The 26,495-nt window shown below is 59.2% G+C and carries 25 protein-coding genes; 18 read left to right on the top strand and 7 right to left on the bottom strand.

Going from position 1 to position 26,495, the window contains the following annotated elements; genetic code table 11:
* The first annotated feature begins 103 nt into the window (after positions 1 to 103).
* From mtnA to FJ398_02760, 6 genes are all read left to right on the top strand, one after another.
* A complete protein-coding gene (gene mtnA / locus FJ398_02785) occupies positions 104 to 1,147 on the top strand; it encodes an S-methyl-5-thioribose-1-phosphate isomerase (protein MBM3836886.1) in 1,044 nt (347 codons plus the stop codon).
* Between the two features lie 493 nt (positions 1,148 to 1,640).
* On the top strand, positions 1,641 to 1,940 hold the full coding sequence (locus FJ398_02780; GenBank protein ID MBM3836885.1) for a hypothetical protein: 300 nt from the start codon (positions 1,641 to 1,643) through the stop codon (positions 1,938 to 1,940).
* Between the two features lie 32 nt (positions 1,941 to 1,972).
* Positions 1,973 to 2,326 (top strand): DUF1992 domain-containing protein, encoded by a 354-nt coding sequence (locus FJ398_02775; protein ID MBM3836884.1) that lies wholly within the window; start codon positions 1,973 to 1,975, stop codon positions 2,324 to 2,326.
* 181 nt (positions 2,327 to 2,507) lie between these two features.
* A complete protein-coding gene (locus tag FJ398_02770; protein MBM3836883.1) occupies positions 2,508 to 3,314 on the top strand; it encodes an SDR family oxidoreductase in 807 nt (268 codons plus the stop codon).
* A 306-nt stretch (positions 3,315 to 3,620) separates the two neighbouring features.
* Positions 3,621 to 4,955, top strand: coding sequence for a DUF2088 domain-containing protein (locus FJ398_02765; GenBank protein ID MBM3836882.1), 1,335 nt, complete (start codon positions 3,621 to 3,623; stop codon positions 4,953 to 4,955).
* Between the two features lie 391 nt (positions 4,956 to 5,346).
* The gene (locus FJ398_02760; GenBank protein ID MBM3836881.1) at positions 5,347 to 6,186 is read left to right on the top strand and encodes a hypothetical protein; all 840 of its coding nucleotides are present in this window, start codon (positions 5,347 to 5,349) and stop codon (positions 6,184 to 6,186) included.
* Between the two features lie 144 nt (positions 6,187 to 6,330).
* Here FJ398_02760 and FJ398_02755 read toward each other — a convergent pair whose 3' ends face one another.
* The 7 genes from FJ398_02755 to FJ398_02725 form a co-directional block, all read right to left on the bottom strand.
* The gene (locus tag FJ398_02755) at positions 6,331 to 7,008 is read right to left on the bottom strand and encodes a hypothetical protein (protein ID MBM3836880.1); all 678 of its coding nucleotides are present in this window, start codon (positions 7,006 to 7,008) and stop codon (positions 6,331 to 6,333) included.
* Between the two features lie 171 nt (positions 7,009 to 7,179).
* On the bottom strand, positions 7,180 to 8,565 hold the full coding sequence (locus FJ398_02750) for a hypothetical protein (GenBank protein ID MBM3836879.1): 1,386 nt from the start codon (positions 8,563 to 8,565) through the stop codon (positions 7,180 to 7,182).
* 263 nt (positions 8,566 to 8,828) lie between these two features.
* A complete protein-coding gene (locus FJ398_02745; protein MBM3836878.1) occupies positions 8,829 to 11,627 on the bottom strand; it encodes an azurin in 2,799 nt (932 codons plus the stop codon).
* Positions 11,628 to 11,918: 291 nt separating this feature from the next.
* Positions 11,919 to 12,488, bottom strand: a complete 570-nt coding sequence (locus FJ398_02740) for a hypothetical protein (protein MBM3836877.1) — start codon at positions 12,486 to 12,488, stop codon at positions 11,919 to 11,921.
* Positions 12,489 to 12,535: 47 nt separating this feature from the next.
* The gene (locus tag FJ398_02735; GenBank protein MBM3836876.1) at positions 12,536 to 12,877 is read right to left on the bottom strand and encodes a hypothetical protein; all 342 of its coding nucleotides are present in this window, start codon (positions 12,875 to 12,877) and stop codon (positions 12,536 to 12,538) included.
* Positions 12,878 to 12,990: 113 nt separating this feature from the next.
* Positions 12,991 to 14,451, bottom strand: a complete 1,461-nt coding sequence (locus FJ398_02730) for a serine protease (protein MBM3836875.1) — start codon at positions 14,449 to 14,451, stop codon at positions 12,991 to 12,993.
* Between the two features lie 434 nt (positions 14,452 to 14,885).
* On the bottom strand, positions 14,886 to 16,412 hold the full coding sequence (locus tag FJ398_02725; protein MBM3836874.1) for a trypsin-like serine protease: 1,527 nt from the start codon (positions 16,410 to 16,412) through the stop codon (positions 14,886 to 14,888).
* A 317-nt stretch (positions 16,413 to 16,729) separates the two neighbouring features.
* Between FJ398_02725 and FJ398_02720 the strand changes: the two genes are divergently transcribed.
* From FJ398_02720 to FJ398_02665, 12 genes are all read left to right on the top strand, one after another.
* Positions 16,730 to 17,929, top strand: coding sequence for a bifunctional 3,4-dihydroxy-2-butanone-4-phosphate synthase/GTP cyclohydrolase II (locus tag FJ398_02720; GenBank protein MBM3836873.1), 1,200 nt, complete (start codon positions 16,730 to 16,732; stop codon positions 17,927 to 17,929).
* Between the two features lie 130 nt (positions 17,930 to 18,059).
* Positions 18,060 to 18,542, top strand: a complete 483-nt coding sequence (gene ribH / locus FJ398_02715; protein ID MBM3836872.1) for a 6,7-dimethyl-8-ribityllumazine synthase — start codon at positions 18,060 to 18,062, stop codon at positions 18,540 to 18,542.
* Between the two features lie 85 nt (positions 18,543 to 18,627).
* Entirely contained in the window at positions 18,628 to 19,362 is a 735-nt protein-coding gene (locus FJ398_02710) for a hypothetical protein (protein MBM3836871.1), read from the top strand.
* Positions 19,363 to 19,440: 78 nt separating this feature from the next.
* Complete coding sequence (locus FJ398_02705) at positions 19,441 to 20,511, top strand: cytochrome oxidase biogenesis protein CtaA (GenBank protein MBM3836870.1); 1,071 nt, start codon at positions 19,441 to 19,443, stop codon at positions 20,509 to 20,511.
* Between the two features lie 6 nt (positions 20,512 to 20,517).
* Positions 20,518 to 21,420 (top strand): protoheme IX farnesyltransferase, encoded by a 903-nt coding sequence (gene cyoE, locus FJ398_02700; protein MBM3836869.1) that lies wholly within the window; start codon positions 20,518 to 20,520, stop codon positions 21,418 to 21,420.
* Positions 21,421 to 21,526: 106 nt separating this feature from the next.
* Entirely contained in the window at positions 21,527 to 23,368 is a 1,842-nt protein-coding gene (locus tag FJ398_02695; protein MBM3836868.1) for a cytochrome C oxidase subunit I, read from the top strand.
* Between the two features lie 36 nt (positions 23,369 to 23,404).
* The gene (locus tag FJ398_02690) at positions 23,405 to 24,247 is read left to right on the top strand and encodes a heme-copper oxidase subunit III (GenBank protein MBM3836867.1); all 843 of its coding nucleotides are present in this window, start codon (positions 23,405 to 23,407) and stop codon (positions 24,245 to 24,247) included.
* Positions 24,244 to 24,603, top strand: coding sequence for a hypothetical protein (locus FJ398_02685; protein ID MBM3836866.1), 360 nt, complete (start codon positions 24,244 to 24,246; stop codon positions 24,601 to 24,603). The genes FJ398_02690 and FJ398_02685 overlap by 4 nt, the downstream gene beginning before the upstream one ends.
* Before the next feature lie 3 nt (positions 24,604 to 24,606).
* Positions 24,607 to 24,816, top strand: a complete 210-nt coding sequence (locus tag FJ398_02680) for a hypothetical protein (protein ID MBM3836865.1) — start codon at positions 24,607 to 24,609, stop codon at positions 24,814 to 24,816.
* Positions 24,813 to 25,091 carry a hypothetical protein gene (locus FJ398_02675; GenBank protein ID MBM3836864.1) on the top strand — a complete coding sequence of 93 codons (279 nt, stop codon included), beginning with the start codon at positions 24,813 to 24,815 and terminating at the stop codon, positions 25,089 to 25,091. Before FJ398_02680 ends, FJ398_02675 begins: the two co-directional genes overlap by 4 nt.
* Entirely contained in the window at positions 25,091 to 25,858 is a 768-nt protein-coding gene (locus FJ398_02670) for a cytochrome c oxidase subunit II (GenBank protein MBM3836863.1), read from the top strand. The genes FJ398_02675 and FJ398_02670 overlap by 1 nt, the downstream gene beginning before the upstream one ends.
* Positions 25,859 to 26,494, top strand: coding sequence for an SCO family protein (locus FJ398_02665; GenBank protein ID MBM3836862.1), 636 nt, complete (start codon positions 25,859 to 25,861; stop codon positions 26,492 to 26,494).
* Position 26,495 lies beyond the last annotated feature (1 nt).

The following is a 26,495-nucleotide window of genomic DNA, read 5'->3' as shown; positions in this document are numbered from 1 at the left end:
GCGAAATCCTCAGGCAACCCGCGCGGGCAAGCTGCCGCGCTCCTTGGTCCAAAAAAAATTGCTGGCCAATTCACCGCGAGTGGGAGAAACAACGCTCCCTATGATCCGTGCCGTTGCCTGGAAGAAGGACTTTCTTGAACTCCTGGATCAAACGCTGCTCCCGGAAACCACACGGTATCTCGAAACGCGGCACATCGAAGAAGCGTTCGAGGCCATCCAGAAACTCCGCGTCCGAGGCGCGCCCGCCATCGGAATCACTGCCGCCTACGGACTCTATCTGGGCATGCGAGCCGCGCCTTCGCGCTCCCGGACTGAATTCTTTCAAACGCTCAAAGAGAAGATCGATTACCTCGCTGCAGCGCGGCCCACGGCGGTGAATCTGTTTTGGGCCATGGAAGAGATTCGCTCAAAACTGGAGAAGCTGACGGACACCAACCCCGATCTTCTGACGCAGCGGTTGCTCGATTTCGCGATCGAATTGCACGACGACGACCGGCAGCGCTGCGAAGCCATGGCCAGGCACGGGCAACAAGCCGTGCCCCAGAACGCGCGGATCGTCACCCACTGCAACACCGGCGCGCTGGCCACGGGCGGCATCGGGACCGCCTTTGGCGTGATTTACCAAGCGCATCGTTCCGGGAAAAACATCCATGTCTATGCGGATGAAACTCGGCCCGTCCTGCAAGGCGCGCGGCTCACTATGTTTGAGCTGGCCGCCGCAAACATTCCCAGCCAGTTGATCTGCGACAGCATGGCCGCAACGCTTATGCGGCAAAAGCAAGTGCACCTGGTCATCCTGGGCGGCGACCGCATCGCCGCGGACGGTTCGGTCGCGAACAAGATCGGCACTTACGCGCTGGCGGTAGCGGCGAAATATCACGACGTGCCGTTTTACGTCGCAGCGCCGCTGTCCACGTTCGATCTGGCGATTGCCAGCGGGAGTGAGATTCCGATCGAGGTCCGGAATGAGGATGAAATCCGGCGCGTGTTCAACAAATCGCTGATTACGTTGCCGGACGCGCAGTGCTGGAATCCCGCATTCGACGTGACGCCCCCGGAATTGATCACCGGCATCATTACAGAGCGCGGCATTATCAGGCCGCCGTACGTTGAGAACATCAGATCCACATTCGCGGCCTTCTCATGAACCGGTAGGGACAGATTCCACTCCGTCCCTGACTTTACTCGGCGATCGAAGAAACAATTTCAGGGACGCGGTGAAACGCGTCCTTAGGGTCTGTGCAAAAATAAATTCCGGTTTTGCTGGAGGCGATTTCGCTTTCTGGCGAGGCACGACGAAGGAGCATAGCCAGGGCTCTGCGACTGAGGAGAAACGAAGCCAGAAAGCGAAATCGCCCCAGCCCTCCGGGACGGGGCGGCGCTCCCGCCAAAACTGGAAGTTATTTTTGCACAGACCCTTACCAGGTCATGGACCGCGCGCACGGTTCGATGGCCTTGGGAGCTTTCCATGAACTCGGAGCGCCGAACTCCAATTCCGGCACGTGGCTTGAGGTTTTTGAAAGCGCGCCGGGCCAGAGAACGGCCCTCCGCGTCGTGCGGTTCACGGTCGAAACGGGCCCATTCATTTCGTGATTTTTGTTTGAAATACCCCGCCGCGCCGCCACGATGCCGCCGACCACATGAACTCCAAACAGAAGACCGTCCGGATCATCGGCATGCTCGTTGTCGTCCTTGCCGCGTTGTTCCCGCCGTGGCGGCTCATCGTGGACGAGGGCGGAGCGCAGCAAGTTTCTTCGCTGGGCTTCCATCCGCTCTGGAACCCGCCGACTCCTGAGGTTGCGGTGGAATCCGAGCAGACCGCGGCCAACTCCAGAATCAATCTGCTGCAGCTCGGTGTGGAATTGGGAATTCTGCTGGTGGTGGTCAACGGCGCCGTCTATCTCCTCAAAGACAAAGAGCAGGCATTGGCCGAAGACTGACATTCGATCTCGGACCTTTCGCGCGGCACGCTATGATTTGGACGCAACTCATTGCCGAGAATCGGATCCAGGAAGCGATGGAAAACGGCGAATTCGAGAACTTGCCCGGCCGCGGCCGTCCACTCGATTTGACGGACTATTTCAACACGCCGGTCGCGGATCGCATGATTTTTTCCCTTTTGAAGAGCGCCGGTGTTCTGCCTCCTGAATTGCAGTTGCTGAAGGAGGCGGAGGAATTGCAGCAATCCGTTCAGCGCATCAGCGACCCCAGGAAACGCGCGGAGCTTCTGGAGCAAGCGCAAGCGAAACGTGTGTCCGTCGCGCTGCTCCTCGACCGCCGGCGCACGTCGATCCGGACGGACTCAGGCCTTGAGCCGGGAATGTAATAGGGCAATTCAATCGAGCGTGGGGCGACGCTCCTGCGGAGGCCTGTCTTTAACCGATTCTACCCATTTAACGGTTTAACGTTGTAACGACTTGGTAGTGGCTTGCCGCGCTGGGTCCATTCGTGGTTAATTCTCAGAAACGCTTTGCCTTGATTGGGAAAAGCTGTGTCACGCGAAGGTTATGGATTTATTTGATTTGAAAGGTGAAGTCGCGGTCGTGATCGGCGCGACCGGTGTGTTGGGCGGCGCCATTGCCGAAGGCCTGGCTCAGGCGGGCGCCAGCGTCGCGGTCCTGGGCCGAAACGCCGAGCGCGGTCAGGCCCGAGCCGCCGCCATCAAGAAGCTGGGATCCGACAGCGGCTTCTTTTCGGCCGACGCCATGGACCGCGAAAACCTGCGCCAGGCTCACCAGCAAGTGGAGAAACAGCTCGGTCCGCCGACCATCCTCGTCAACGCCGCCGGCGGCAACGACATCAAAGTCACCGTGAGCCCGGACCGCAAATTCGAGCAGATCGTTTTGGAGGACTGGCGCGCGAACTTTGACTTGAACGTCGTCGGGGGCGTCCTGCTGCCCTGCCAGGAATTCGGCCCCGCGATGGTGCAGCGCGGCAAGGGGAGCGTCATCAACATTGCCAGCGTGTCTTCGCATATTCCATTGTCGCGGGTTGTCACCTATTCGGCGGCCAAAGCGGCGGTGCTCAACCTGACCCAGTTTCTGGCGCGTGAATGGGCGCGCAACGGCGTGCGCGTCAACTCCATCACGCCGGGCTTTTTTCCGGCGGAACAAAACCGGCGCATCCTGTTTAACCCGGACGGCAGCCCGACTGCGCGCGCGAAATCGATTCTGGACCACACGCCCATGGGCCGGATGGGCGAAGCGCGCGAACTGATTGGCGTGGCGGTTTTCCTGGCCAGCCCGACGGCCAGCAGCTACGTGACCGGCGCGGACATCCGCGTGGACGGGGGATTTCTGGCGCAGACGATTTGAAGCCCCCCACAGAATTGATTTCACAGCCCATCAAACGCACTTTGTAGTCAAGATGCTCATTGACGCCGCCTCTCCCCTCACCCCGACCCTCTCCCTTGGGGAGAGGGAGCAAACAATTCTGCGCAGGAGAAAGCGGGCGCGATCCAGTCAGACGGAAGCCGCGAGTGGCCAACCCTCTCCTTGGGGAGAGGGCAGGGTGAGGGGAAAGGGGACGTTTGTCCGGCCCGATGCCTCTGAACTCGGACGGGATTATCCGCATCGCGGCTTCGTGCCAGCCTCCGCCCTGGAGTTCCGCCATCGACAAACATGATTTCAAGGATTGCAGACACGCGAGGCGGTTTAAATTCCGGCCAGGCTGGCGAAGTGGTCGTGCAAGCGTGCCCGGCGAAAGATTACCGCGGGAAGCGCGTCCTGCTGATCGTGCCCGATGGCACGCGCACCGCTCCGGTCGGTCTGCTTTTCAAAGCGCTCCACGAACAGATTGCTGAAGCTGCGAAAGCCTTTGACGTTCTCATCGCCCTCGGAACCCACCAGCCCATGTGCGATGCGGCGATCTGCCAGCGGTTGGAGATCGCCGAAGCTGAGCGCGCGGATCGTTATCGCCGCGTGCGCTTCTTCAACCACGCCTGGAATGAACCGAGCGCATTGAAGAAAATCGGCGTGATCCCCGCCGCCGAAATCGCGCAACTCTCCGGCGGCCTGTTTGCCATGGACGTTCCCGTCGAAGTAAACCGGCTGGTGTTCGATTACGACCAGATCATCATCGCCGGACCAGTCTTCCCGCATGAGGTCATCGGCTTTTCCGGTGGAAACAAATATCTGTTTCCCGGCGTCAGCGGGCCGGAGATTTTGAATTTCTTCCATTGGCTGGGGGCCGTGGTCACCAATCCGAGAATCATCGGCAACAAATGGACGCCCGTTCGAATGGTCGTGGACCGCGCAGCGTCGCTCGTGACCGTTCCGAAGCTTTGCTTTTGCATGGTGGTGGCGTTTTCTGATGAAGCCGGTAGGGCTGCGTTGCCGCGCAGCCGACTTTCTGTCGATGCGGCGGAAGCTTCCCCAAAGCTGGTCGGGCTTTTTGCCGGCACGCCAGAATCCGCGTGGGACGCCGCCAGCGAGCTTTCCCGGCAATTGCACATCGTTTACGAAACGAAACCATTCCACACGATTCTCTCCTGCTCGCCCCAGATGTACGACGAGCTCTGGACCGGCGGCAAATGCATGTACAAGCTGGAACCGATCCTGGCGGACGGCGGCGAACTGATCATCTACGCGCCGCACATTTCCGAAGTCTGCGTCACGCACGGCAAAGCGCTCCTGGAAGTCGGCTACCATTGCCGCGACTATTTCCTGAAGCAATGGGACAAGTTCAAACATTATCCCTGGGGCGTGCTCGCGCATTCGACGCACGTCTATGGCCAGGGGACGTATGAAAGCGGCGTCGAAAAGCCGCGTGCGCGTGTGACTTTGGCGACCGCGATTCCCCCGGAGGTGTGCCAGCGAATCAACCTGAGTTACCGCGATCCCAAGACCATCCGCGCCGAAGATTTCGCCAATCGCGAAGCCGAAGGAGTCCTGCACGTGCCGAAAGCGGGTGAAATGCTTTATCGCTTGAAGGACTCGCCAGCGTGGGCGGTGTGAACGGTTTCCCTGCCTCCTGCCGCAGAGGACTTAAGCCTGGCCCGCAGCGCGCCCTTTACTCCCCTCGATTGAGTGAGGTTCTGCGCGAGCCACGGCGGCGCCAGGAAGCGCGCAGGAGGACTTGAACGAAGCCTGGGAAATCGCCGCGCGCGGCCCTATGCGGTTGTCAGAGCGAGGGAAGTTTGACATGCAGAGATTCCTTGCGCAGCACGCCGCCACGACCCCGTCATCGCGGCTATCACGGCTTCTGAATTATTACATGGCGTCGAACGCGCCAGTGATCCGCTTCGGAAAGCACGGCGCCAGCAGCATGTGGAACAAATCCTCGCGGCCCTCTCCATCATTCCGTTCGACCTTGACGCACGTTCGTCCGAGGGATCGAATCGGCGGCATGACACCAAAGATTCTCTCGCGCTTGATTCTGGCTCTTCTCAGCCTGGCCGGGCTCGACACCGCCAATCTGCATGCGGCTTCGGGTCTCACCATGGGCTGGACGAACAACATGCTCACCGTCACCGGTCCGGAAATTCCGGGAGGAAAAATCGACACCTGGTACCTCGAAGCTTTCTGCCGCACGGGTTCCACCAAGCGCGACTGGCGCCAGACCACCATCCCGCAAAAGAGCGAATTGATCTCGGCGGACGCTGATGGAAAACGTTTGCGCCTCCGCACAAAGGTCGAACCGAGCGTTGAAGTTCTCCATGAAATCCGCGCCGGGGCGGACGACGTCACGTTCGATCTCACGTTGAAGAACAGCGGCGATCAGTTTGTCGATGTCGATTGGTTCCAGCCGTGCATGCGGGTGGATCGATTCACCGGGCTCAAGCAAAGCAATTACTTCGCGCGCTGTTTCATCTTCACCGACCGCGGGCTGACGACGCTGGATAAGACCCGGCGAACCGAGGAAGCGATTTATCGCGGCGGCCAGGTTTATGTGCCCGCCGGCATCAATCTCGACGACGTGAACCCGCGGCCGATCAGCCCGGAGAAACCGGTGAACGGCTTGATCGGCTGCTTTTCCGCGGACGGCAAATATCTCCTCGCGACGGCGTGGGATCACACGCAGGAACTTTTCCAGGGCGTTATTGTCTGCATTCACAACGATCCGCGAGTCGGCGGATTGAAGGCGGGAAAGACCAAGAAACTGCGGGGTAAACTCTATTTCATGAAAAACGATCCGGCGGAGTTGCTAAAACGGTATCAGCGCGACTTTCCCACGCGGAATCCGTGATGGGCGGCAGGAAGTGGTTGTGTGGAGACACGAATTTCACAAATTGGCGCGACGGAGGGCGCATAAGGCATCAGGCAACCGAGGCTTCGTTGGTGAAAGACAGCACTGCGATCTGGATTCGTGGAAATTCGTGAAATTCGTCTCTCAAAACGTCCGGCGGCTGCTTGGCGGTACGTCGTGTGAATCGAGCGGCTTGCTGAGTCTGGTTCGAATCGGCTCCTGGCAGTGATACAACGTGTAGCCCAGTCCCGCGCCGAACCCCAGGCCATACGCGGCGCCCCAGAGCAGCATGCCGGGTGTTCCACCGAAAGAGGCGTAAATGAATCCTCCCAGGAAATAGCCGGCCGAGTGAGCCAGGAACAGGACGAGGCCCACTCGCAGGAGATTTCCGGTTGCCGCAAACGCGGTCGTGAATACGAGTGCCAACACCACACTGCCCGCGAGCGATCCGATCCATTCGCCCGCTTTGCCTCGCACGAGAAACCACGCCAGACACCACGACACGGCATACGCTCCAAACCCGGCGGCGAACAACCCGTAGAAGCGCCCCAGCGCGTCCGGACCAATCACAAGCCGGCGCAAATCAAATCCAGCCAGCCCGATGAACACAAGCGCGCACACGCTGTAGAATCCCGCTTCGCCCAGGTTTTCGGAGAGCCGCCTCCCGGCAAACGCCCAGACCGCGAAAACCACCACACTCACGAAGCCGAACCCGACGCCCCCGTGCACCAGCGACTGCGCCAGCGTCGGTATTTCGTGGGACCCGTCCGAGGCTCGAGTTCGAGCCGCGACGCTTTCGGGATCAAAACCAAAAAAACTCATAGGTTGGTGAAGTGAGGAGCGCGGGCTTTAGCCGGCTTCAGCGTCCGCAAGACCGAAGCTTCGGTCTCGCGAGATGCGTCTCGCATTGCCGACGCGAAGCGGCGTGAACGCCGCGCTCCTCGGCAGAAAACTCGTGGATGCACTGAGGCCAACTTCAGCCGGTTTAACGATTTAACCACTTAACGTTTTAACGACATTGGCCGTCTTGCCCCGTTCAGTACTTTGGTATTCCTCGGCCATAGACTGAAGTCTTTCGCCGAGTTCGATCTGAGTTCGGCGCAGCTTTTCGAGTTCGCCTTCGCGGAAGAGCATGCGGATTTCCTGCCGCCAGGCGCGGCTCGTATCGCGCGCCAGCCGCCAGTAGTTCAGCGAAAATACGCCGGCCCACGGCATCACCAGCACCCAAATAGTCGCCAGCCAGGGAGAAATCTGTCTTCCCATCCACCACGCCACGACTCCGTACCACGCCGCGTAAATCGGCAAGCCCAGGCCGAGCCGGACTTGCGAGATCGTCGTTCTGCCGGGCATCTGAACCCGCCGTCCGATTCCGCGCACCACCAGGAAGGGCGCGAGATGGTGCAACGTCGCGAGCAGGGCGGGAATAAAGCCGAGCGCCAGCAGAATCACTTTTCCCACCAACGAAGCAAACAGCATCGTTCCGCGGAGCCGAATGACCGGCGCATGCATATCCAATCCAAATTCCGCAAGGCCTGCGAAATGTTGCCGCAGATCGGCGGCCACCGTTTCGGCGCGCGGTTTATCGCGGGCGAGGAAATGATTGATCGCGTCCGCCACGGCCTTGCGATGGCGCAGGGAAGCGATTGGATCTGAGTTGCCGGCGGCGGGAGGCGGAAAGACAATTTCCAGAAAACCCAGAAAAGGTTCCCAGTTCTCCTCCGTGAGGTGAATGGCCACGTCCTTGATGCGGCGTTCGATCTCGGTTGTCAGCGCCCGCAACGCCTGGCGTTCCTCGCTTCCGTACTGAGCGAGAAACGAAGCGGCTTCGATCGGAGTCCCCACGCGCACCCAGACGGCGCTGCGGAAGCGTTCCTTCCGTTCGTAATTAATGCCGATGGGAATGACCTTCAACTCACGCGCCCCATCGCGCACCGCTTGCATCGCAATGCGCGCGGGCCCGGACCGGATCAAGGCGAGCTTGAGCGAGTCATGGCTCTTGCCTTCCGGGAAAATCCCGACCGCTGCGCCGCGGACGAGCAATCGGGCGCCGGACGCCAGCGTGGCCACGTTTCGTTTGACTTGCGACGGGTCGTCCATCCCCCGGTGCGCCGGGAGCATGCCCAGCGCTCGCAGAGCCTGGCCGAACACCGGAACCTCGAACAAAGGCGCCTTGGCAAAGAATCCCACGGGACGCGCTGTGGCGATCCCAATCAGGACGGGGTCGATCAAAGAATTCGCGTGATTGGCGACCAGCAGAATAGGGCCGCGGCTCGGAATGCGTTCGCGGTTTGAAACCTCCACTTTGGAGTAGTAGAGCCCAATCACCATCCGGACCACTGGGCGAATCCAGGCCATGGCAGATGATGCGGAGAGAGGCATAGTCAAAGTCGGATGGGATAGCAGCGATTCAATCGCCTGAGTTTGACCAAGCCAATGACTTGTCGTCAATGAACCGGATCGTGCTCAGCAGTTTTTTTTAGGCTGCTTCAAGGCTGGACTCCGGAGAGCGCGCAGAAGCAGCCTGAAGGCTGCGGTCCGTGCCATGAACCGGACGGTAGGGCGAGCCTGTCCCCAGCGAGCCGAGTCGGACGTGTTTCACGCGCGTCGAGCGGCTCGCCGGGACGGACTCGCCCGGGCGCTCGTCAAAGATTCGGTTGCTTGAGCACCTTGTCGAGCGTGCTCATCGTTTCGTCCAGCGTGTACTTCAGGTAGTAATCCTTCTGTTCCGGGTCTTTGTTCAGCGATTCGAGCGCGACGTCGGCGGCTTGCGGCGTCTTGAAGAAACTGCACGCCCGCACCGCTTCAAGCCGGACGCGCGGGTGATCGTCGTTCACTTGCACCTTGAGCAAGCCGAGCGGATCCAGCACGCGGTCGCGCCAGTAACAAAGAACGCGTGTGGCCGCGGCGCGCGCGCGCGGTTCGGGTGATCGCAGCATGCGCTTGAGCAAATCCTGGTTTACGACGTTCATGTTCTGGTGCAGCCAGAGCGCCTCCAGCATGTGGTGTTCGTAATCCTTGTCCTTCGTGTCCAGCGTGGTGATCCATTTGCTCAGTGCCGCGATGACGTCGGCGGGTTTTCGCCCGCTCAACTCGATGCGCGTGCGGTAACGGACGCGGTCCTCAGGCTCTTTGAGCAGGTCGAGCAACTTCTCGATGGGTTCTCCGGCAATCTTCGCCGGCTTGCTCAGCGGGCGGCCATTGTAGGTCACGCGATAAATGCGGCCGTGCGAATGGTCGCGGCTGGGATCGCGCAGATTGTGCTGCATGTGACCGATGATCGGATTCTGCCAATCGAGGAACCAGATCGCGCCGTCCGGGCCGATCTCGACGTCGGACGGACGGAAATTCGGGTCGTTGGATGAGACAATCGGCTCGACCTCCGTGGCGCCGAAGCCGGAGCCTTTGTCCTCGAACTTGTATTGCAGGATGCCGAGAAAACCGATGACGTTCGGCACCAGAAGATTCCCCTGCAATTCATCCGGAAAATGGCGGCTCGAAAGAATCTCCGTGCCGGGACAGGGCCGCGTGCGTTGCTTATAGACCGTCTGCATGCCTCGATGCTTCTGCGGATAATCGACGTGCCCGGAGAACGCCGCCGCCCAATAAGTCTGCGCGCCGGTGCCGTCCGTCACGAAATCCTGGCCCCAGCGGTCGAAGACGTGCCCGTGCGGGTTGGCGAATCCGTACGACACGTAGGCGTCGAACTTGAACGTGCGCGGCTCAAACCGGAAAACACCGGCATTCGAGCAGCGCACGGGCGGACCCCAGGGCGACTCCACTTGCGTTTGGTGAAACGTGCCTTCCTGCCAGTAAAGCGCGCCGCCGGGATCGAGCACGAAGCTGTTCGCCGAGTGATGCGTGTCGGCGGAATCCATGCCGTGGACGATGCGGTCGCGCACGTCAGCTTTGTCATCACCGTGGGTGTCTTTCAAAAACATGATGTCCGGGACTTGCGCGAGGATCACGCCGTTGCCCCAGAATTCAAACCCGGTCGGATTGTGCAGTTTGTCGGCGAAGACGGTTTGTTTGTCGGCTTTGCCGTCGGCGTCGGTGTCTTCCAGGATCAGGAGTTTGTCGCTCAACGGTTCTCTCGGATTCCAATGCGGGTAACTGGGCCAGACCGCCACCCAAAGACGCCCTTTTGTGTCGAAAGCCATTTGCACGGGCTTGGCCAAATCGGGAAATTGCTCCTCGGAAGCGAACAGAGAGACGGTCATGTTCTTTCCCGGAGTTATGCGTTTGATGGCGTCTTGCGCGGTGTTGAACTCATGTTTGCCGCCGGGGAGTGGCCCGGGTTTGTTCGATTCCGTTTTCACCGGGGACGGGAGGTTGCTGTCATCGACCTTCAGGTCCTGTCCTTGAGCGACGGCCCAGATGCGCTTGTCGCGGTTGGAGGTCATCACGTCGAGCATGAGCAATTCGCGCTGGAGCACTTCATAATTGCTGGGGAGCTTCCGGTCCGGGTCAGTTTTGTTGACGCTGCGCGCGCTGCCCTTCTCGAAGGTCAGGAACGCGCGGTCGCCGAAAGTCGAATAACCGTCGGTGGCGCGGTAGTGGTTGAACCAATGAAAATTCTTGTCGAGCACCGCCTGGCGGAGTTTCTCGAAGGAATCGAGGGCCGTGGCGGCGTTGTTGCTGAACAGCGCCCGCTCAATTGCCAGCGCCACTTGCCGGTCGCCGCGCTCGTTCAAGTGAACGCCGTTGATCGTGAGCGGCCGGGTTGCTTTCGCGTAAACGTCGAGCGTGGGCGCAAACAAATCAACAAAGAGCACGCCATTGGCTTTGGCGACCTCGGCCATGGCCGCGGTGTAGAGCTTCAGGCGCGCGTTGTTCTCCGAGCCATCCGGCAAGTCGGGCGATTTCAGAAACTCATGAGCGATGGGAGAGAAGAGGACGATGCGCGGGGTGGACTGGCCGTTGTATTTCTGCGCCAACATGTGCTTCAACGTCGCTTCCAGGTCCTTCTTGAATTTGCCCAGTCCGGCCTCGCCCGCGAACGACTCGTTGTAGCCGAAAAAGGCGAAGATCACGTCGGCTTTCGTATTAATCAACTCGAAGCGATTGGTGCCGCTCAGATTGGATTTATCGAAGAGCGCCGCGTCGTGTTTCCTCTGGTTCGGATGAGGAGAGACGCCGGAGAGCCATTCGTCCGGTTTGCCAAAATCCATGGATCGAAGCCGCATGACCAACTCGTCGCCGGAAAAACCGAGGTTGCGGATGACCAGCTCGTGCTTCGGGAAACGCGCTTGGAGCAGCGTCTCCAGCCAGCCGAAGTGCTGCATGCGGTCGGCGAGCGTATTGCCGATGATGCAGATGTGGTCGCCTTTATTGAGCGTGAGGTTCTCCGCGCCGGCCGCCGCGCCGGCGCCGATGAGCAGAGTGAGAAGGCCGAGGAATTTTTTCATGGGTGAATAGACTCGCGTTGTCACGTGTTTCTTCATTTTCGTCCGGAAACAGATCAATTGGCTGCCACACGAAGCTAACAGAAGACCTTCCTTCGGGTCACGAGACAAATTGGGGCTGGCGGAAGGGCCGGGTCCACAAAAAGGAGATCCGACACGAATTGCACGAATTGGCGCGAATCAGGCCTCAGAACCGAGAGTTCAGCCGAAAGCAATGAGAGAATAAAGAATTCATGCCTTGGCATCCTCTCAGTCGCTTATTGGGTGGAATTCGCGCTCATTCGCGAAATTCGCGTCACTCCCCCAACAACAACGATGCGTAAGTTCGCCTCATTCGGGCGAAGGGGTTTGCATGAGCCTGAAGAATTGGGGCGTGGCTAGGATGGGATAGACTACGGAGAGTTTGCGGTCTTCTTCAACGACGACCACCTGCGGAAACGTCCACGCAGCTTCCGGCAATGAATCCGCGACCTGGAGGATGTAGTCCTTGGCCCAACTCGGCCAAGAGCACTTCACGAAGTTCTCGGCCGTCCTGCGGATAGTCAGCGGCACTGGTGCGGTGACGGATACGTTCGAGAAGATCACTGACTCCGGCCCGACGGATGTTGAGTTTGGGGTTACGCCTACGTAAACATGGGTCGAATTCTGGAAGGCCTCCAGAACGTCCGGACCGAGCCGCCCACTCTGCTTCAGTCCACCCGGACCAAAGAGGGTCACGTTTGTCCCGTGCAGCGTGAAGCCCCATGCGCCGAGCGGAGACGATTCACCGTATGCGGACACGACTTCTGTCCCCACCCCATTCAGACGCGGTGGATAGGCGCTTTTGCCTGCCTGGTTCACTTTGTAATACAGCTCGACTCCGTAGGACGCGCCCGCGTCGAACATGCGGAAGAAGATCACGTTCCTTTCGCGGGTCTCTGCGACGGCGCCCGGGCTTACGCTGTTACCTACAAGAAGGATGTGCGCCTCATATTGTCCTTTGTCGGCGGAGGAAACCGCCGGATCGTAAACGAGTAAGTGACTGGTTGGTTATCTGCCGTAAGCCAGGAGAAGTCCGACGAGTGAGTTCGGATGTCATGCCGCTGCTCCGCCCCAAGCATGCCAGGAAACGATGACGTCAAGAGCGAGAGGCCGCCGCCGGTGTCATACACCTTCACATTCAGTGCCGTGCCCGACACAGTTAGGTCCCAGCGATCGAGCGAGTTGAAATGTTCCCGCAACTCAGTGAAGCCAAGGGCGGAAGTCAAATTCGCTCCGATCATCACCAAGATCGTGAAGCCTGTTTTCATAGGATGCAGGCAATGAGGCGCGACACGTATTCCGCTCACGGTCGAATTCGCGCTAATTCGCGAAATTCGTGTCAACTCCGGTACCAAGGCTTAACCGACGCGGCTTGCGGTGGCTATTGGCCGCCGCCACCGGCGCTCTTTGGCGTCTCCGTCGAAACGAAGTAGAAGTCTTTCGTAATGCCGTAGCGCTGGAGCACACGCCGCGTCGCGGCTTCGGTTTCGTCCGCGGCCAAAACCAGGCGGCGCATCGAATCGCTTCGGACAAATTGGACCTGGTGGAATCCCTCGACCGGATTTTCCAGAGCGGTTTTGAGGTCCTGGAGCTTCGCGATCTTCTTTCCGTTGACCTCATCGAGCACGAGGTATTGCAGGTTTTGGTAGCCAAGGTTGTAAATGTCCGGCAGCACTTGCGACAGAAAGACGAGCGAACGGCGCTCTGAAGTCGGTTCCTGTTCGTTGTAGTAGTACAGGCGGAAGGGCGAACGGCGTTTCCATTCCGGTCCCCAACCTTTCAGGAACGAGTCGTTCAAAGGCTGGAACACGAGTCCGCCGACGATGAGATATTCGGGTTCCTGATCGTAAGTCGCGTCGGGCACGAGCGTCGTGGAGTACTCGGCCTTTGGGAGGCGATACGTCACGTCGAGTTCCTTGCCCTCGCGCCAGATTTTCATTTTCACGTCGTCGCCCGCCCAATGGCGGCGCGTCGATAGATTCTCCAGCAAGAGGTGGCCGAAATCGGGATCCGCGTAGTCGCCCTGAGTATCAATGTCAAAGCCGTCGATCTGCAGGATCAGGTCGTGCGGCTTGAGCACGGGCGTGGCGCCGGGCTTGGTGGGGACGTGAATGACGATGACGCCGCGCGGTTCGCCGGGCAGCTTCAAGAAATCCAGGCTCGCGGGGTTCTCCGCGGCTTGCCAATAGAAGTCGAACAAACCGAGGCCGCGATACGTGCCGTTTTTCCGCGTCTCCAGGACCGGACGGATGAACGAGGCGGGGATGGCGGTGCACTTGTTGCCGGCTTGCTGGCTGGTGATGCCGATCACCTGGCCCGCGGCCACAACGGGCTCACCCCAGCCGACGCCCTGGATTTCTGAGCTGACTTCCAATTCCAGGACCGACACAAAACTCAGGCGGGCGGTGTCCACCGTGAACTGGTTGAACTCGGCTTTGCGGTTTTCCAGCTTGCCCTCGCGCCAGCGGACAATCTGGAGCGCGTCGTAGGAGGCTGGTTTGTCGAGCAGCGTCACGGGCTGGAGTCCTTCCCAGAATGCGGGATCGGTCGGCGTCACGACGGCGAGGTTGGCGTGGTAATCAATCCAGGTCACGTCCCCGGTCCACCACCGGCCCCGGCCGCCTTTCTGGATTCGAACGAGCGTGCGGTCGAACATTTCATCGGCCGTAGTAAGGATTTCGCGGTCTTGAAGAATCACACCCGCCTTGTGCGTGTTCTTGGTCCGCTTGGTCCAGGGCTGGAAGTAATCGTATTGCTTGCGCGTGACATCAAGGACAACGACGGACCGCTCGAAGTCGGATTTGCCGTTTTCGGCCGGGGCGGCGTTTGCGGGAGCCAGCATGGCCCCAATGAGGAAGATGGAGGTATGGAGCGCCGCCTTCAGCACAGATGACTCAAGAATCGAGCTAAGGGTCTGTGCAAAAATAAATTCCGGTTTTGCTGGAGGTGATTTCGCTTTCTGGCGAGGCACGACGAAGGAGCATAGCCAGGGCTCTGCGACTGAGGAGAAACGAAGCCAGAAAGCGAAATCGCCCCAGCCCTCCGGGGCGGGGCGGCGCCTGGCCGGCTGCGGCGTTGCTCGTCGGTCACAGCCCCAAAACGGGGATGCTCCCTCCTCGCGCCTTGCATCCGGCCAGGCGGCGCTCCCGCCAAAACCGGAAGTTATTTTTGCACAGACCCTAAAGGAGCGCGGGCAGCTTGCCCGCGAGTTTTTCAAAAATCTCGCCGTACCACCGCGCGGGCAAGCTGCCCGCGCTCCAAGGAAAAGACTTGCTTTCATAAGCGTCGGTCGTTGGGGACACCGTAAGTTTGGAGAATCCGCGGATTGGCTTTGTCCGCCTCCGCGCGATCCAGGCACTCGAACGTGTTGTGCGGGACGAACTCGACGATGTGTTGAGCCGCCTTGGCCGTCTCGAACGCGCGGATCACGTCGTCGAGTTTCTCAATGCGGATGCCGTTGATCTTGTCCACCAGTGTGTGCCCGCGAATCGTGAAGTTCGCGTTGACGGCATCCGGGAGCAAGGAAACCAGGACCACCGGCTCTGGCCGCACGTCGGAGGGCGCTTCGTGGCGGCGATAATAAAGCTCGAAGACCAATTCGGCGTTGGCGGAGTCGGCCCAGTTGCGTCCAAAAGTCTTCATGTATTCCAGGGTGAGCGGCGTGAAGATCATTCCGCCATAGATGAAATAGCGCGGCAACGTGTCGTAGAGATTCCCAATGGCTCGGTCGCCCGTGTAAACGTGAACGGGGATGGACGCCTCTACTTCCTGTCCGTTTCGCCAGATCTTGAGCGGAATGCTCTCGCCGTGTTGAGCTTCTTGAAACGCCATCGCGGCGTGCACGCGGTTTCCCTGAAAGAGAATCGTGCTGTCGCTGCCCACGGTATAAGGCCCAATCTGCAAGACTACGTCTTCTTCCTTCAGCACTTTTTGGGTGGCCGGAATCTGGAGCATGGAATCGACCTTCGCTCCGAGCTCGCCCGGGGGAAGCTTCAGGAAGCGGCGATACGCCGGATTTTGCAGCGTCACCAATCGAATGCCCGCCTGCGGAAACCCGTGATACGTGCCGTCTTCGATGTCCTTCAGAAAGTGGCCGATGACGGGAGGCGGAATGAAAAAGCCGGTGTTTTCCAGGCCAGGCATGCCCTGGAAAGCGACGCCAACCACGAGGCCATCCTGAATCACCGGCCCGCCGCTGTTGCCGGGATTGATCGCGGCATCCGTTTGCACGCCCAGATAAGTGCGATTGCCGATGTGAACGTAGTTCTGCAATTCGATGCGCGAGACGACGCCGCGCGTGTAGGAAATCTGCTCTCCGCCGGCCGGATAACCGTAGGTCACCACGGTGGATCGGACTTTGGGCAACTCGCCGAATTCCAGCGGCTGCATACCGTCAAAGAATTTCTCTTCGTCGACCTCCAGAATGGCGAGGTCGCAATCGTGTCCGATAAACTTCACCCGGGCCAGGTACGGGCGCGGGTCCTGGTAACGGCGAACCAGGATTTGCCGGTCCCAACTGACCACGTGCGCATTGGTCATGATGCGCTTGCCTTTGATGACGAACCCGGAACCGCTGCTGCGTTGCACACCTGTGAATCGCCATGGCTCATTCCAGACTGGCTGCTGGCTGAACGTGCTGATGTGGATCACGGATTTCTCCGGCTCCTCAGACGCGGCAAAAGCGCCGTTTGCCGCCAACAGCACGAACAGCAACGCAACTGATTTCAACCCTGCGGCCACGAGGTAAGGTTGAACCTTTCTCAGCGCGGGGAGGTCGCTCCACCGGAATTCATTCGAGAGCATAGACAAAAAAGATTGGCGCCGCCTTGAGAAACTCAGACCGAACGACGCTTCAGTATTGGGGGTGAACATGAAGACCGGCCCGGCGATGGTCAAGCTTTACTGAATTGCGTGCGGGGCGGGAGAGGCGGGTTGTTTGACAGGAGGTAACGGAGGTAACCGAGAGTCTATCTCTGTTATCTCTGTGGCCTCCTGTTGAAAGTTTGTCCGGACATTCAGGATCGCTGTTGAGATCGACTTCGAATGGATAATCCGTTCGCGCGTCGCTCGATTTCGAAGCTGGAATTTGCGCCAGGGAGCATTAGCTTCATCGCCAATTTATGAAGCAACCCTTCGATTCGATCGAATCCATCCTCGCCGACCTGCGCGCCGGCAAGATGGTCATCGTCATCGACGACGCGGACCGCGAAAACGAAGGGGACTTGATCCTGGCCGCGGAGCACGCGACTCCGGAAGCGATCAATTTCATGACGAAATTTGGCCGCGGCCTCATTTGCGTGCCCACGACTTCCGACCGGCTGAAACAGCTTGGGATCGAACAGATGGTCGTGCAAAACCGCGACACGTTCAAAACGGATTTCCAGGTGAGTGTGGACGCGGCGCGCGGCATCACCACCGGCATCAGCGCCGCGGACCGCGCGCAGACGATCCGAGTCATGGCGGAACCCACGGCGATGCCCAACGACCTGGTCCAGCCGGGCCACGTGTTTCCGCTGCGCGCCAAACCGGGCGGCGTGTTGCAACGCGCCGGCCACACGGAAGCGGCGGTCGATCTCGTGAGATTGGCCGGCTTGCGCTCCATGGCCGTCATTTGCGAGATCATGAGCCAGGACGGTTCGATGGCGCGGTTGCCGGAGTTGGTCAAACTCGCGCGCCGGCACAAGCTCAAGATTTGCACGATCGAGGCGCTCATTGGCCATCGGCGCACGCGCGAGAAATTGGTCGAACGCGTCGAGGTGATCCGGATGCCGACCGATTACGGAGATTTTGATCTGTATTTGTATCGTTCCTGCCTGGATGGCCAGCATCATCTGGCTTTGGTCATGGGAGACGTGGCGAACAGAAAAGGCGTTTTGGTGCGGGTGCACAGCGAATGTCTCACCGGGGACGTGTTCGGATCCCGGCGCTGCGATTGCGGACCCCAGCTTCATCAAGCGATGCGCCAGGTGGCCGAGGCGGGCTGTGGCGCGATTGTGTATATGCGGCAGGAAGGGCGCGGCATCGGGCTGGTTTCAAAAATCAAGGCTTACAAGCTTCAAGAGCGCGGCTACGACACGGTGCAAGCCAATCTGAAGCTCGGCTTTCCGATGGACCTGCGGGAATACGGGCTGGGCGCGCAAATCCTGGTCGATCTCGGCGTCAAGACCATCCGGCTCCTGACGAACAACCCCAAGAAAGTCGTGGGACTGGAAGGGTACGGCCTGGAAATTGTGGAACAAGTTCCCATCCGAGTGGATCCCAATCCGCACAATCGAAAGTATCTTCAAACCAAGCGCGACAAACTTGGACATTTGATTTAATGCAAGCACGCGTTTCCATGGAACCGGTAGGGCGAGCCTGTCCCCGGCGAGCCGATCCAGACGTGTTCCCAGCACGTCGAACGGCTCGCCGGGGACGGACTCGCCCTACCGTATTCATGGTCTTGAATCTATGCTGAAAACGAGTCTTCGAAACCGCAAGAAGCTCGCGCCGCCTGGCGCCCGATTTGCCATCGTCGCGTCCAGGTACAACCAACGTTATGTGGACGCGATGCTGCGCGCGGCGAAAGCGACGTTGGCCCGGGCCGGCGCGCGCGAGATCAATGTGGTGCGCGTTCCGGGCGCTTTTGAGATTCCGGTGGTGGCGGCGAAGCTGGCGGCGCAGTCGAGGCGGCCTTTCTCCGTCATTATTTGCCTGGGCGTCATCCTGCGAGGCGAGACCACGCACGCGCAACACATCGGCGAAGCGGTCAGCCAGGCGCTCGTTCAGATTCAGGTCGCTCACCACGTTCCTGTCATTCATGAAGTTCTGTTGCTGGAGAATGAAGCGCAAGCCCGAGCGCGGTGCCTGAGCAAGACGCACAACCGTGGCGACGAAGCCGCGGGCACGGCGCTGGAAATGGCACGCACCATGGACACGCTTGCGACTTTGTGAAAACTTTCACAAATCGCTTGCTGCTCGAAAAACCGGGTGTTATCGTGCGCGCGAAATTTTAAGCAGCAATACTCGATTCAGATCTATGAAGAAATTGATTGGTTTTTTGGGTGTGGCCGCCTGCGTGGGAACGATTCAAACGGCTTCCGCCGGTGACATCACGGGGAAAGTCACCTTGAAAGGCACGCCGCCTCCCGCTCCGGAAATGCCGTTAAAGGCCGACCCGTTTTGCGGCAAGATTCCGGAAATCGCGGGCGCTGCTTCGAATCCGCGCATGCCGTTTTACGCCGTGGACAAGAGCGGAGGATTGGCCGATGTGTTCATCTACATCAAAGAAGGCGCCAAACCCGCCCCGCCTCCGGCTCAGCCGGTCGTCATCGACCAGGTGCAATGCCAGTACACGCCTTACGTCGTCGGCCTGCAGGCGAAGCAAAAGATTCTGGTCAAGAACTCGGATCCCCTCATGCACAACGTGCATCCGCAGCCGACCGTTGCCGGCAACAAAGAATACAACAAAGCGCAACCGGCCAATGCGGCGCCGCTGGAGTTTGTGTTCGACAACCCGGAAATCTTTTTGCGGTTCCGCTGCGATGTGCATCCCTGGATGTTCTCCTATGTGGGCATCGTGGATCACCCCTACTTCGCGGTTTCCGGCAAAGATGGAACGTTCAAAATCGCCAACGTCCCGCCGGGCGAGTACACGATCGAAGCCGTGCATCGCAAGACTCATCTTGCGGGCGGCAAAGGCCTGACGCAAAAGATCAAAGTCGGTGCAGACGGAGCCAAGGCAGACTTTACTGTCGAAGTACCAGCGCAGTAACTTGCGCCCCGGTTCCCATCGTTTTTTAGTCGCCGCTGCGGCGCATGGCTGCAGCGGCGTTTCCGTTCGTCGCAAAGAATGACTCGGTCAAACCACAGCCTCTGGCTGAACCGTTTCGCTGTTTTCACGGCGCTCGCAACGCTGATTCTGATTGGAATCGGCGGGCTGGTGACGAGTCATGGAGCGGGGTTGTCGGTGCCGGACTGGCCCACCACTTACGGTTACAACATGTTCCTTTTTCCGCCGTCGTATTGGATGGGAGGAATTCTCTACGAACACACGCATCGGCTCTTCGCTTCGTTCGTCGGCTTGCTCACGACCATCCTTGCCGCCTGGCTTTGGATCAAAGAGCCGCGGCGTTGGGTGCGCTGGCTCGGCGTGGCCGCCTTTTTCGGAGTGGTTCTTCAGGGCGTTCTCGGCGGCTTGAGAGTCACGCTCCTTCAGAATTCGCTCGGCTTCGTTCACGCGACGGCAGCTCAGCTTTTTCTCTTGCTGGTCAGCATCATCGCTCTCGTAACCTCCGCGGCGTGGGCGAACATGGCTGCGAACGAGACCTGGGATCGCGCCTCCAAAGGTTTGCGGTATCTCCTGCTCGCCGCGACGTCGCTTGTGTTCCTGCAATTGATTCTGGGGGCCACGATGAGGCACCAGCACGCCGGCCTGGCGGTCCCGGATTTTCCATTGGCCTACGGCAAGCTCTGGCCACCGACCGGCGCCGCGTTTATTGATTCGGTCAACGCCCGGCGCATGGACCTCACGGATCCGAATCCGATCACCGCTTTTCAAATTGTGCTCCACATGACGCATCGCCTCGGAGCGCTCGTCACGTTGCTCGCAGTGGGGGCATGCGCGTGGCTCAGCCGGCTGCAACTCGGGGGGCGTGCCGGGCTGTCGAAGGCTTCGTTGGCGTGGTTAGGCCTCATCGCGTTCCAGGCTGCGTTGGGCGCGGCGACGGTGCTCAGCCGGAAAGCCGCGGATGTGGCGACGCTTCACGTCATGGCTGGCGCGGCGAGTTTGGTGGCGGGAGGGCTGCTTTGCTTGGCGGTGCGGCGATTTTCGTTTGCGCGAAGCAAAGCCGAAGACCTTCCCAGCCAGTCTGGTGCGGCTTTGCGCGCTCCGCGAACCGAGACGGCTCTGACTACCGGATAGTTCTTCATGAAAGCTTCCGCTCCCTCCATTCCCACATCTCCATCCGCTGAGCGAGCGGGCTTCGGTGTCATCCTGGAACTGGCTAAGGCGCGTTTGACTTCGCTGGTGTTGCTCACGACGCTGGTGGGATTCTACCTCGGAAGCCGCGGCACACTGGATTACATGCTCTTGTTCCACGCGCTGTTGGCCACGGGATTGGTGGCGAGCGGGGCGGCGGCGCTCAATCAGCATTTGGAACGCGAGTATGACGCCCGGATGCCTCGAACTTCGGGGCGGCCCTTGCCTTCGGGCCGCGTTCAGCCGGAAACCGTGTTGATTGCCGGCGTGGCCGCCTCAATCATGGGCTTGATCTACCTGGCCACAGCCGTGAATTGGCTCACCAGTTTGTTGGGCGCAATCACGCTCGGCACTTATCTCTTCGTTTATACACCGCTCAAGCGGGTCACGACGCTCAATACGATCGTCGGCGCGATTCCGGGCGCGCTTCCGCCGGTCATGGGCTGGACCGCGAGCCGGGGCGAGGAGAGTCTGGGAGCGTGGACGCTCTTCGCGATCCTCTTTCTCTGGCAAATTCCTCACTTCCTCGCCATCGCCTGGATTTACAGGGATGACTACGAGAAAGCCGGTTACGCCATGCTGCCCGTGTTCGATGAGACCGGGAGCCGGACGCGCCGGCACGTCATGGCGTCGAGCCTGGCGCTGCTGATCGCCAGCCTGAGTCCATTCTGGGCGAACGTAACGGGAAATCTGTATCTGGCTGGCGTGCTGGTTCTCAATTTGGCCTTCGTGACATTGGCCATTCGATTCTGCAAACACCTGACAACAACCCGCGCGCGGCAACTTTTTTTTGCCTCGATCATTTTTCTGCCGGGCGTGTTGACGTTAATGGTGCTCGATAAAGTGCGGTAGAAAGAGCAACCGGCATTCTCCCGTTGACACTGTCCAGAGCGAGAAGTTAACTTGCGCGCTTAAAATTTTTGACCTAAAAGTTTTAACACCAAAAACCAGTTCGTCCATGCAGCCGACCACTCAAGCAGCTCATCATGCCGGAGCTCATGAAGCTCACCACGAAGACATTGGATTCTGGCGGAAATACGTCTTCTCCACCGACCACAAGGTCATCGGGATTCAATACGGTTTTACGGCGCTGCTGTTTCTGCTCGTGGGTTTTTCGCTGGTGCTCATGATGCGCTGGCAAATTGCGTATCCGGACAAACCCATTCCGCTGGTTGGATCACTTTTGCACTCCGCTCTGGGTGATATGGCATCTCCCGTCGTGGACAAGGCCACTGGCGCGGTGCGCGGCTATTCCATGTCGCAGGATCTCTACAATGCCTTCGGCGCGATGCACGGAACGATCATGGTGTTCCTGGCGATCGTGCCGCTGGCTTTTGCGGCGTTCGGCAACTTCGTCGTGCCGCTCCAGATCGGGGCGCCGGACATGGCCTTCCCGCGCGTGAACATGGCGAGTTACCACGCTTATGTCCTCGGCGGCGTCATCATGCTCACAAGCTTTTTCATCCCCGGTGGAGCGGCGCAAGCAGGATGGACGTCTTATTCGCCATTGGCGACCTACATTCCGACCCAGGGCCAGACGTTCTGGCTAATCGGGATGGTATTCCTGATCACTTCCTCCCTGCTAGGCGCGGTCAACTTCATCGCCACGATCATCCAACTCCGCGCTCCGGGAATGACCTGGATGCGCTTGCCCTTCTTCGTATGGGCGCAATTTGTCACTGCGTTTCTCTTGCTGCTTGCGTTCCCGCCGCTGGAGGCCGCCGGGGTCATGCAACTCATGGACAAGGTCGCCGGCACGAGTTTCTTCCTGCCTTCCGGCCTGGCTCCGGGCGGCGCTTTCTCCAGCATCAGTGGCGGCGGCAGTCCGTTGTTGTGGCAGCACCTGTTCTGGTTCCTGGGACATCCGGAAGTCTATGTCCTGATCTTGCCGGCGATGGGCGTCGTCGCGGAGATCATCGCCAACAACACGCGCAAACCGTTGTGGGGTTACAAATCCCTGGTCTACTCCGTGCTCGCGATCGGGTTCCTGTCGTTCATCGTCTGGGCGCACCACATGTATCTGACCGGAATGGGGACCAAGATCAGCACGTTCTTCCAGACGACGACGATGATCATTTCCATCCCGTCGGTGATCATTTTGAGTTGCTTGCTCATTTCGCTCTGGGGCGGATCGATCCGGTTCAACACGCCGATGCTGTTTGCGTTGGGATTCTTGCCGATGTTTGGCATCGGCGGTCTGACCGGGCTTCCGCTGGGCCTGAACTACAGCGACATTCATCTCCACGACACTTACTATGTGATCGCGCATTTCCATTATGTCGTCGCGCCGGGAACGATCTTTGGCCTGCTGGCCGGAATCTATTTTTGGTATCCGAAAATCACCGGGCGGATGATGAGCGAATTCTGGGGCAAAGTGCATTTCTGGCTTTCGCTGATCTTCATGAACCTGGTGTTCCAGCCTATGTTCTCGCAAGGCATGGCGGGCATGCTCCGGCGCATGTCGGATGGTGGCGCGCAATACTCTCTGGCCAGGGTCGGCAAAGACGCGATCGGCGGGCTGACCGACAGCATCATGCACTGGAACGTCACCATCTCGTGGGCGGCGGTCTGTCTTGGGCTGGCCCAAATTCCATTCATCATCAACTTTTTTTGGAGCATTAAGCACGGCCAGAAGGTCACTTCGGACAATCCGTGGGATGCCACCACACTGGATTGGCAGACGCCGACTCCCCCGCCCCACGGCAATTTCGCGACCGCGCCTCAGGCTCACCGCGGGCCGTACGACTACAGCGTGCCCGGCTCGTCGAAAGATTTCTCGCCGCAGAACCAGCCGGCCTGAACCAAACCTTACCCCCCACCTCCATACCCCCATTTCATGGAAATTCCACACATTGTTCACCCCCGCCAGGACACTGGCCTTTACAACGCGAAGGTGGGCATCTGGCTGTTCCTCGCGTCCGAAGTCATGCTCTTCGGGGGATTGTTCTCCTCTTACATCATCCTGCGCATCGGAGCGGTGCCTGGAGATTGGGTGCATGGGATGCTGAATATCCCGATCGGGACCTTTAACACTTTTGTGCTCATTGCTTCCAGCGTCACCGTCGTGCTGTCGTGGTCGGCGCTCAAAGTCGGGAACTTCGCGAAGTACCGGGTCTTGCAAGCCATCACGATCCTGTGCGCGCTGGGCTTCCTCGGCATCAAGTCGTTCGAATATCGGGAAAAATTCCTGCACTACGAAGTCTGGAAGAAAGACGGCACCCGGCTCCTGGGACATATTGAGCATAATGGTGGACATCCCATGTTGTGGAACCTGCAAAAGCTCCAGAGCATGAAGTTGGACTCCATCAAATTCCTGCCGGACCCGGATCATTACCGCATGACCTCGAAGGAAATGGCCCACGCGAGACACGAGGCCCATGGCAAGCCTCATGAGCCGCTGACAATCAAGACCGACGAGATTCAGCGGCTTTCCTCATTTGTTCCGGCGCACAGCACTTACTTCGGAATCTATTTTACACTGACCGCCCTTCACGCCTTGCACGTGCTCGGAGGCGCGATCGTCATCGGTTATATCTGGGGTCCTGGCGCCAAGCTCTGGAAGCTCGATCCGGAGCGATATATCAACCGCGTCGAGGTCTCCGGTCTCTTTTGGCATTTTGTCGATTTGGTCTGGATTTTCCTATTCCCCGTCCTTTATTTATTGCCAGGAAATATATGAGTCACGATTCACACGCCGTTTCAAAACACGTTCGGATTTACGCCATCGTCGGCATTGCCTTGCTCATCGGCACGGTGATCACCGTGGCGGTGAATTACCTCCATTTCGATAGCGTGGCGCTGGCCATCGCCCTGGCGATGCTCATCGCAACCGTGAAGGCTTTTCTGGTTGCCGGCTACTTCATGCACCTGATGTCCGAGAAAAAAATGATTTACTGCATTCTCGGCGCGACCGCGTTTTTCTTCGCGGGCATGATGTATCTCACGATCTACGCTCGAGACGACATGCCGCACGGATCGTTGCACACTGGCAGCATCAAGACACTTGAGGCGCCCGCCAAGACGGCTGCGCACTGAACCATGTCCTTAAAGGCCATCCACATCGTTTTCATCACCGCTTCGACATTGCTCGCGATCGGCTTTGGCGCGTGGTCCCTGAACAACTACTTCCAGGGCCTGGGCACACGAGCCGATTTATGGATGGGGATCGTATCCATAGGGGCCGCGCTTGCTCTGGTGTGCTACGGCGTGTATTTCCTCAAGAAACTGAGAAACGTCAGTTACCTATGAAACACCGAATCCCACGCCTCGGTTTGATTTGCGCCTGTCTCATGGCCACGGCGCAGTCCACCCCGGTTTTGGCTTGCGCGGTTTGCTTCGGCAAATCCGACAGCGCCCTGGCCAAAGGATTGCACTGGGGCGTGATCAGTCTGCTGGCCGTGGTTCTCTCCGTGCTTGCGGCCATCGCTGTCTTTTTCATTTACCTGGCCAAACGGTCTGCTTCGATCACCGAGAACAGCGTTTCGGCCTCTCAACCGGTTGCTGACACAACTCATAAAGTCTGATGATTCGCGAACTTTTAGGACTGCCCGTGCTGGCTTCCGAGCACGGCGAACGGGTGGACAACCTCATCATTTACATGCACTGGCTCATGGCGGTTCTCTTCGTGGGCTGGATGGCCTATTTTGTCTATGTGGTCTGGCGCTTCCGCACAACCCGGAATCCCAAGGCCGACCATATCGGAGCGCGCGGACATAGCTCGACCTGGATCGAAGGACTGGTCGCGCTGGTGGAAATGGTTTTGCTGTTCGGATTGGCCGTGCCCTGGTGGATGCAACTGGTGGATCGGCCTCCCAGCGAAAGCGAATCAGTCGTTTTGCGCGTCGTCGCGCAGCAATTTGGCTGGAACGCGCGCTACTCCGGAAAGGACAACATCTTCGGGAAACAAGACGCGCGCCTGGTCAATTCGACGAACAAATTCGGCGCCGACCCGGTTGATCCCCAGGGCAAAGACGATTTCATGACTTACAACGACGTCCATGTGCCGTTGGGAAAACCGGTCATCATCCATCTGACCTCGATGGACGTGATTCACTCTTTCAAGGTCATCGCGCTGCGAGTCTGCCAGGATGCGATCCCGGGCCTGAGCATCCCGGTTTGGTTCAAGGCGAAGAAGGAGGGGAAATACCAGATCAATTGCGCGCAGCTTTGCGGGGCCGGCCATGCGACTATGGCGGGCGGATTCATCACCATCGAAAGCCAGCAGGCCTTCGACAACTGGGTCGCCCAGCAAAGCAAGGCGGGCGGCGCGTCGTCCGGGTCGTTCGAGTAGGTGGCCGATTTGCCTGCAAAATTCCGATTCACCTGGCTGATCGGCCTCGCTCTCGGCGTTCTCACGCTGGCGGTGCTTCTCTTCTGGACCGACATCAAGGGATCGCGCGCTCCCCTTCCGGTTTACGGCCAGGTGGCTGACTTCGGCGGGTTGACCAATCAGTTGGGCGCCCCGGTTTCCCTGGGAAACTTGCGCGGACAGGTGTGGGTCGCCGATGTGATTTTCAGCCGTTGTCCGACGGCGTGTCCTGGCATGACCCTGCGAATGCGCGAACTGCAAGCGGCGCTGCCCGCGAACGCGCCCGTCAAACTCCTGTCACTCACCACGGACCCGGAGAATGACACACCAGCAATCCTCAAACGCTATGCGGAACAGTTCGGCGCAAATCCGGATCGGTGGTGGTTTCTGACCGGGCCGGAGGACAAGGTGCGGCACGCGCTGACCAACAGCCTCAAACTGAGCGCCGTCGAAACTCCGCCCGCCCTCCGCACAAACCAGTTCGACCTCTACACGCACAGCACGCTGTTTGTCGTGGTAGACAAACAGTCGCGCATCCGGGCGGCGGTCGAATCGTCGCAGCCGGGATGGAAAAAGCAGATCCTCCATGACATCGACCGGCTCTTGCGCGAAGGTTGAA

This window comes from Verrucomicrobiota bacterium (genome assembly GCA_016871535.1).
Classification (GTDB): domain Bacteria; phylum Verrucomicrobiota; class Verrucomicrobiia; order Limisphaerales; family SIBE01; genus VHCZ01.
Note: the sequence above shows the minus strand (reverse complement) of the source record. Positions and strands in the feature narration are given on the sequence as shown.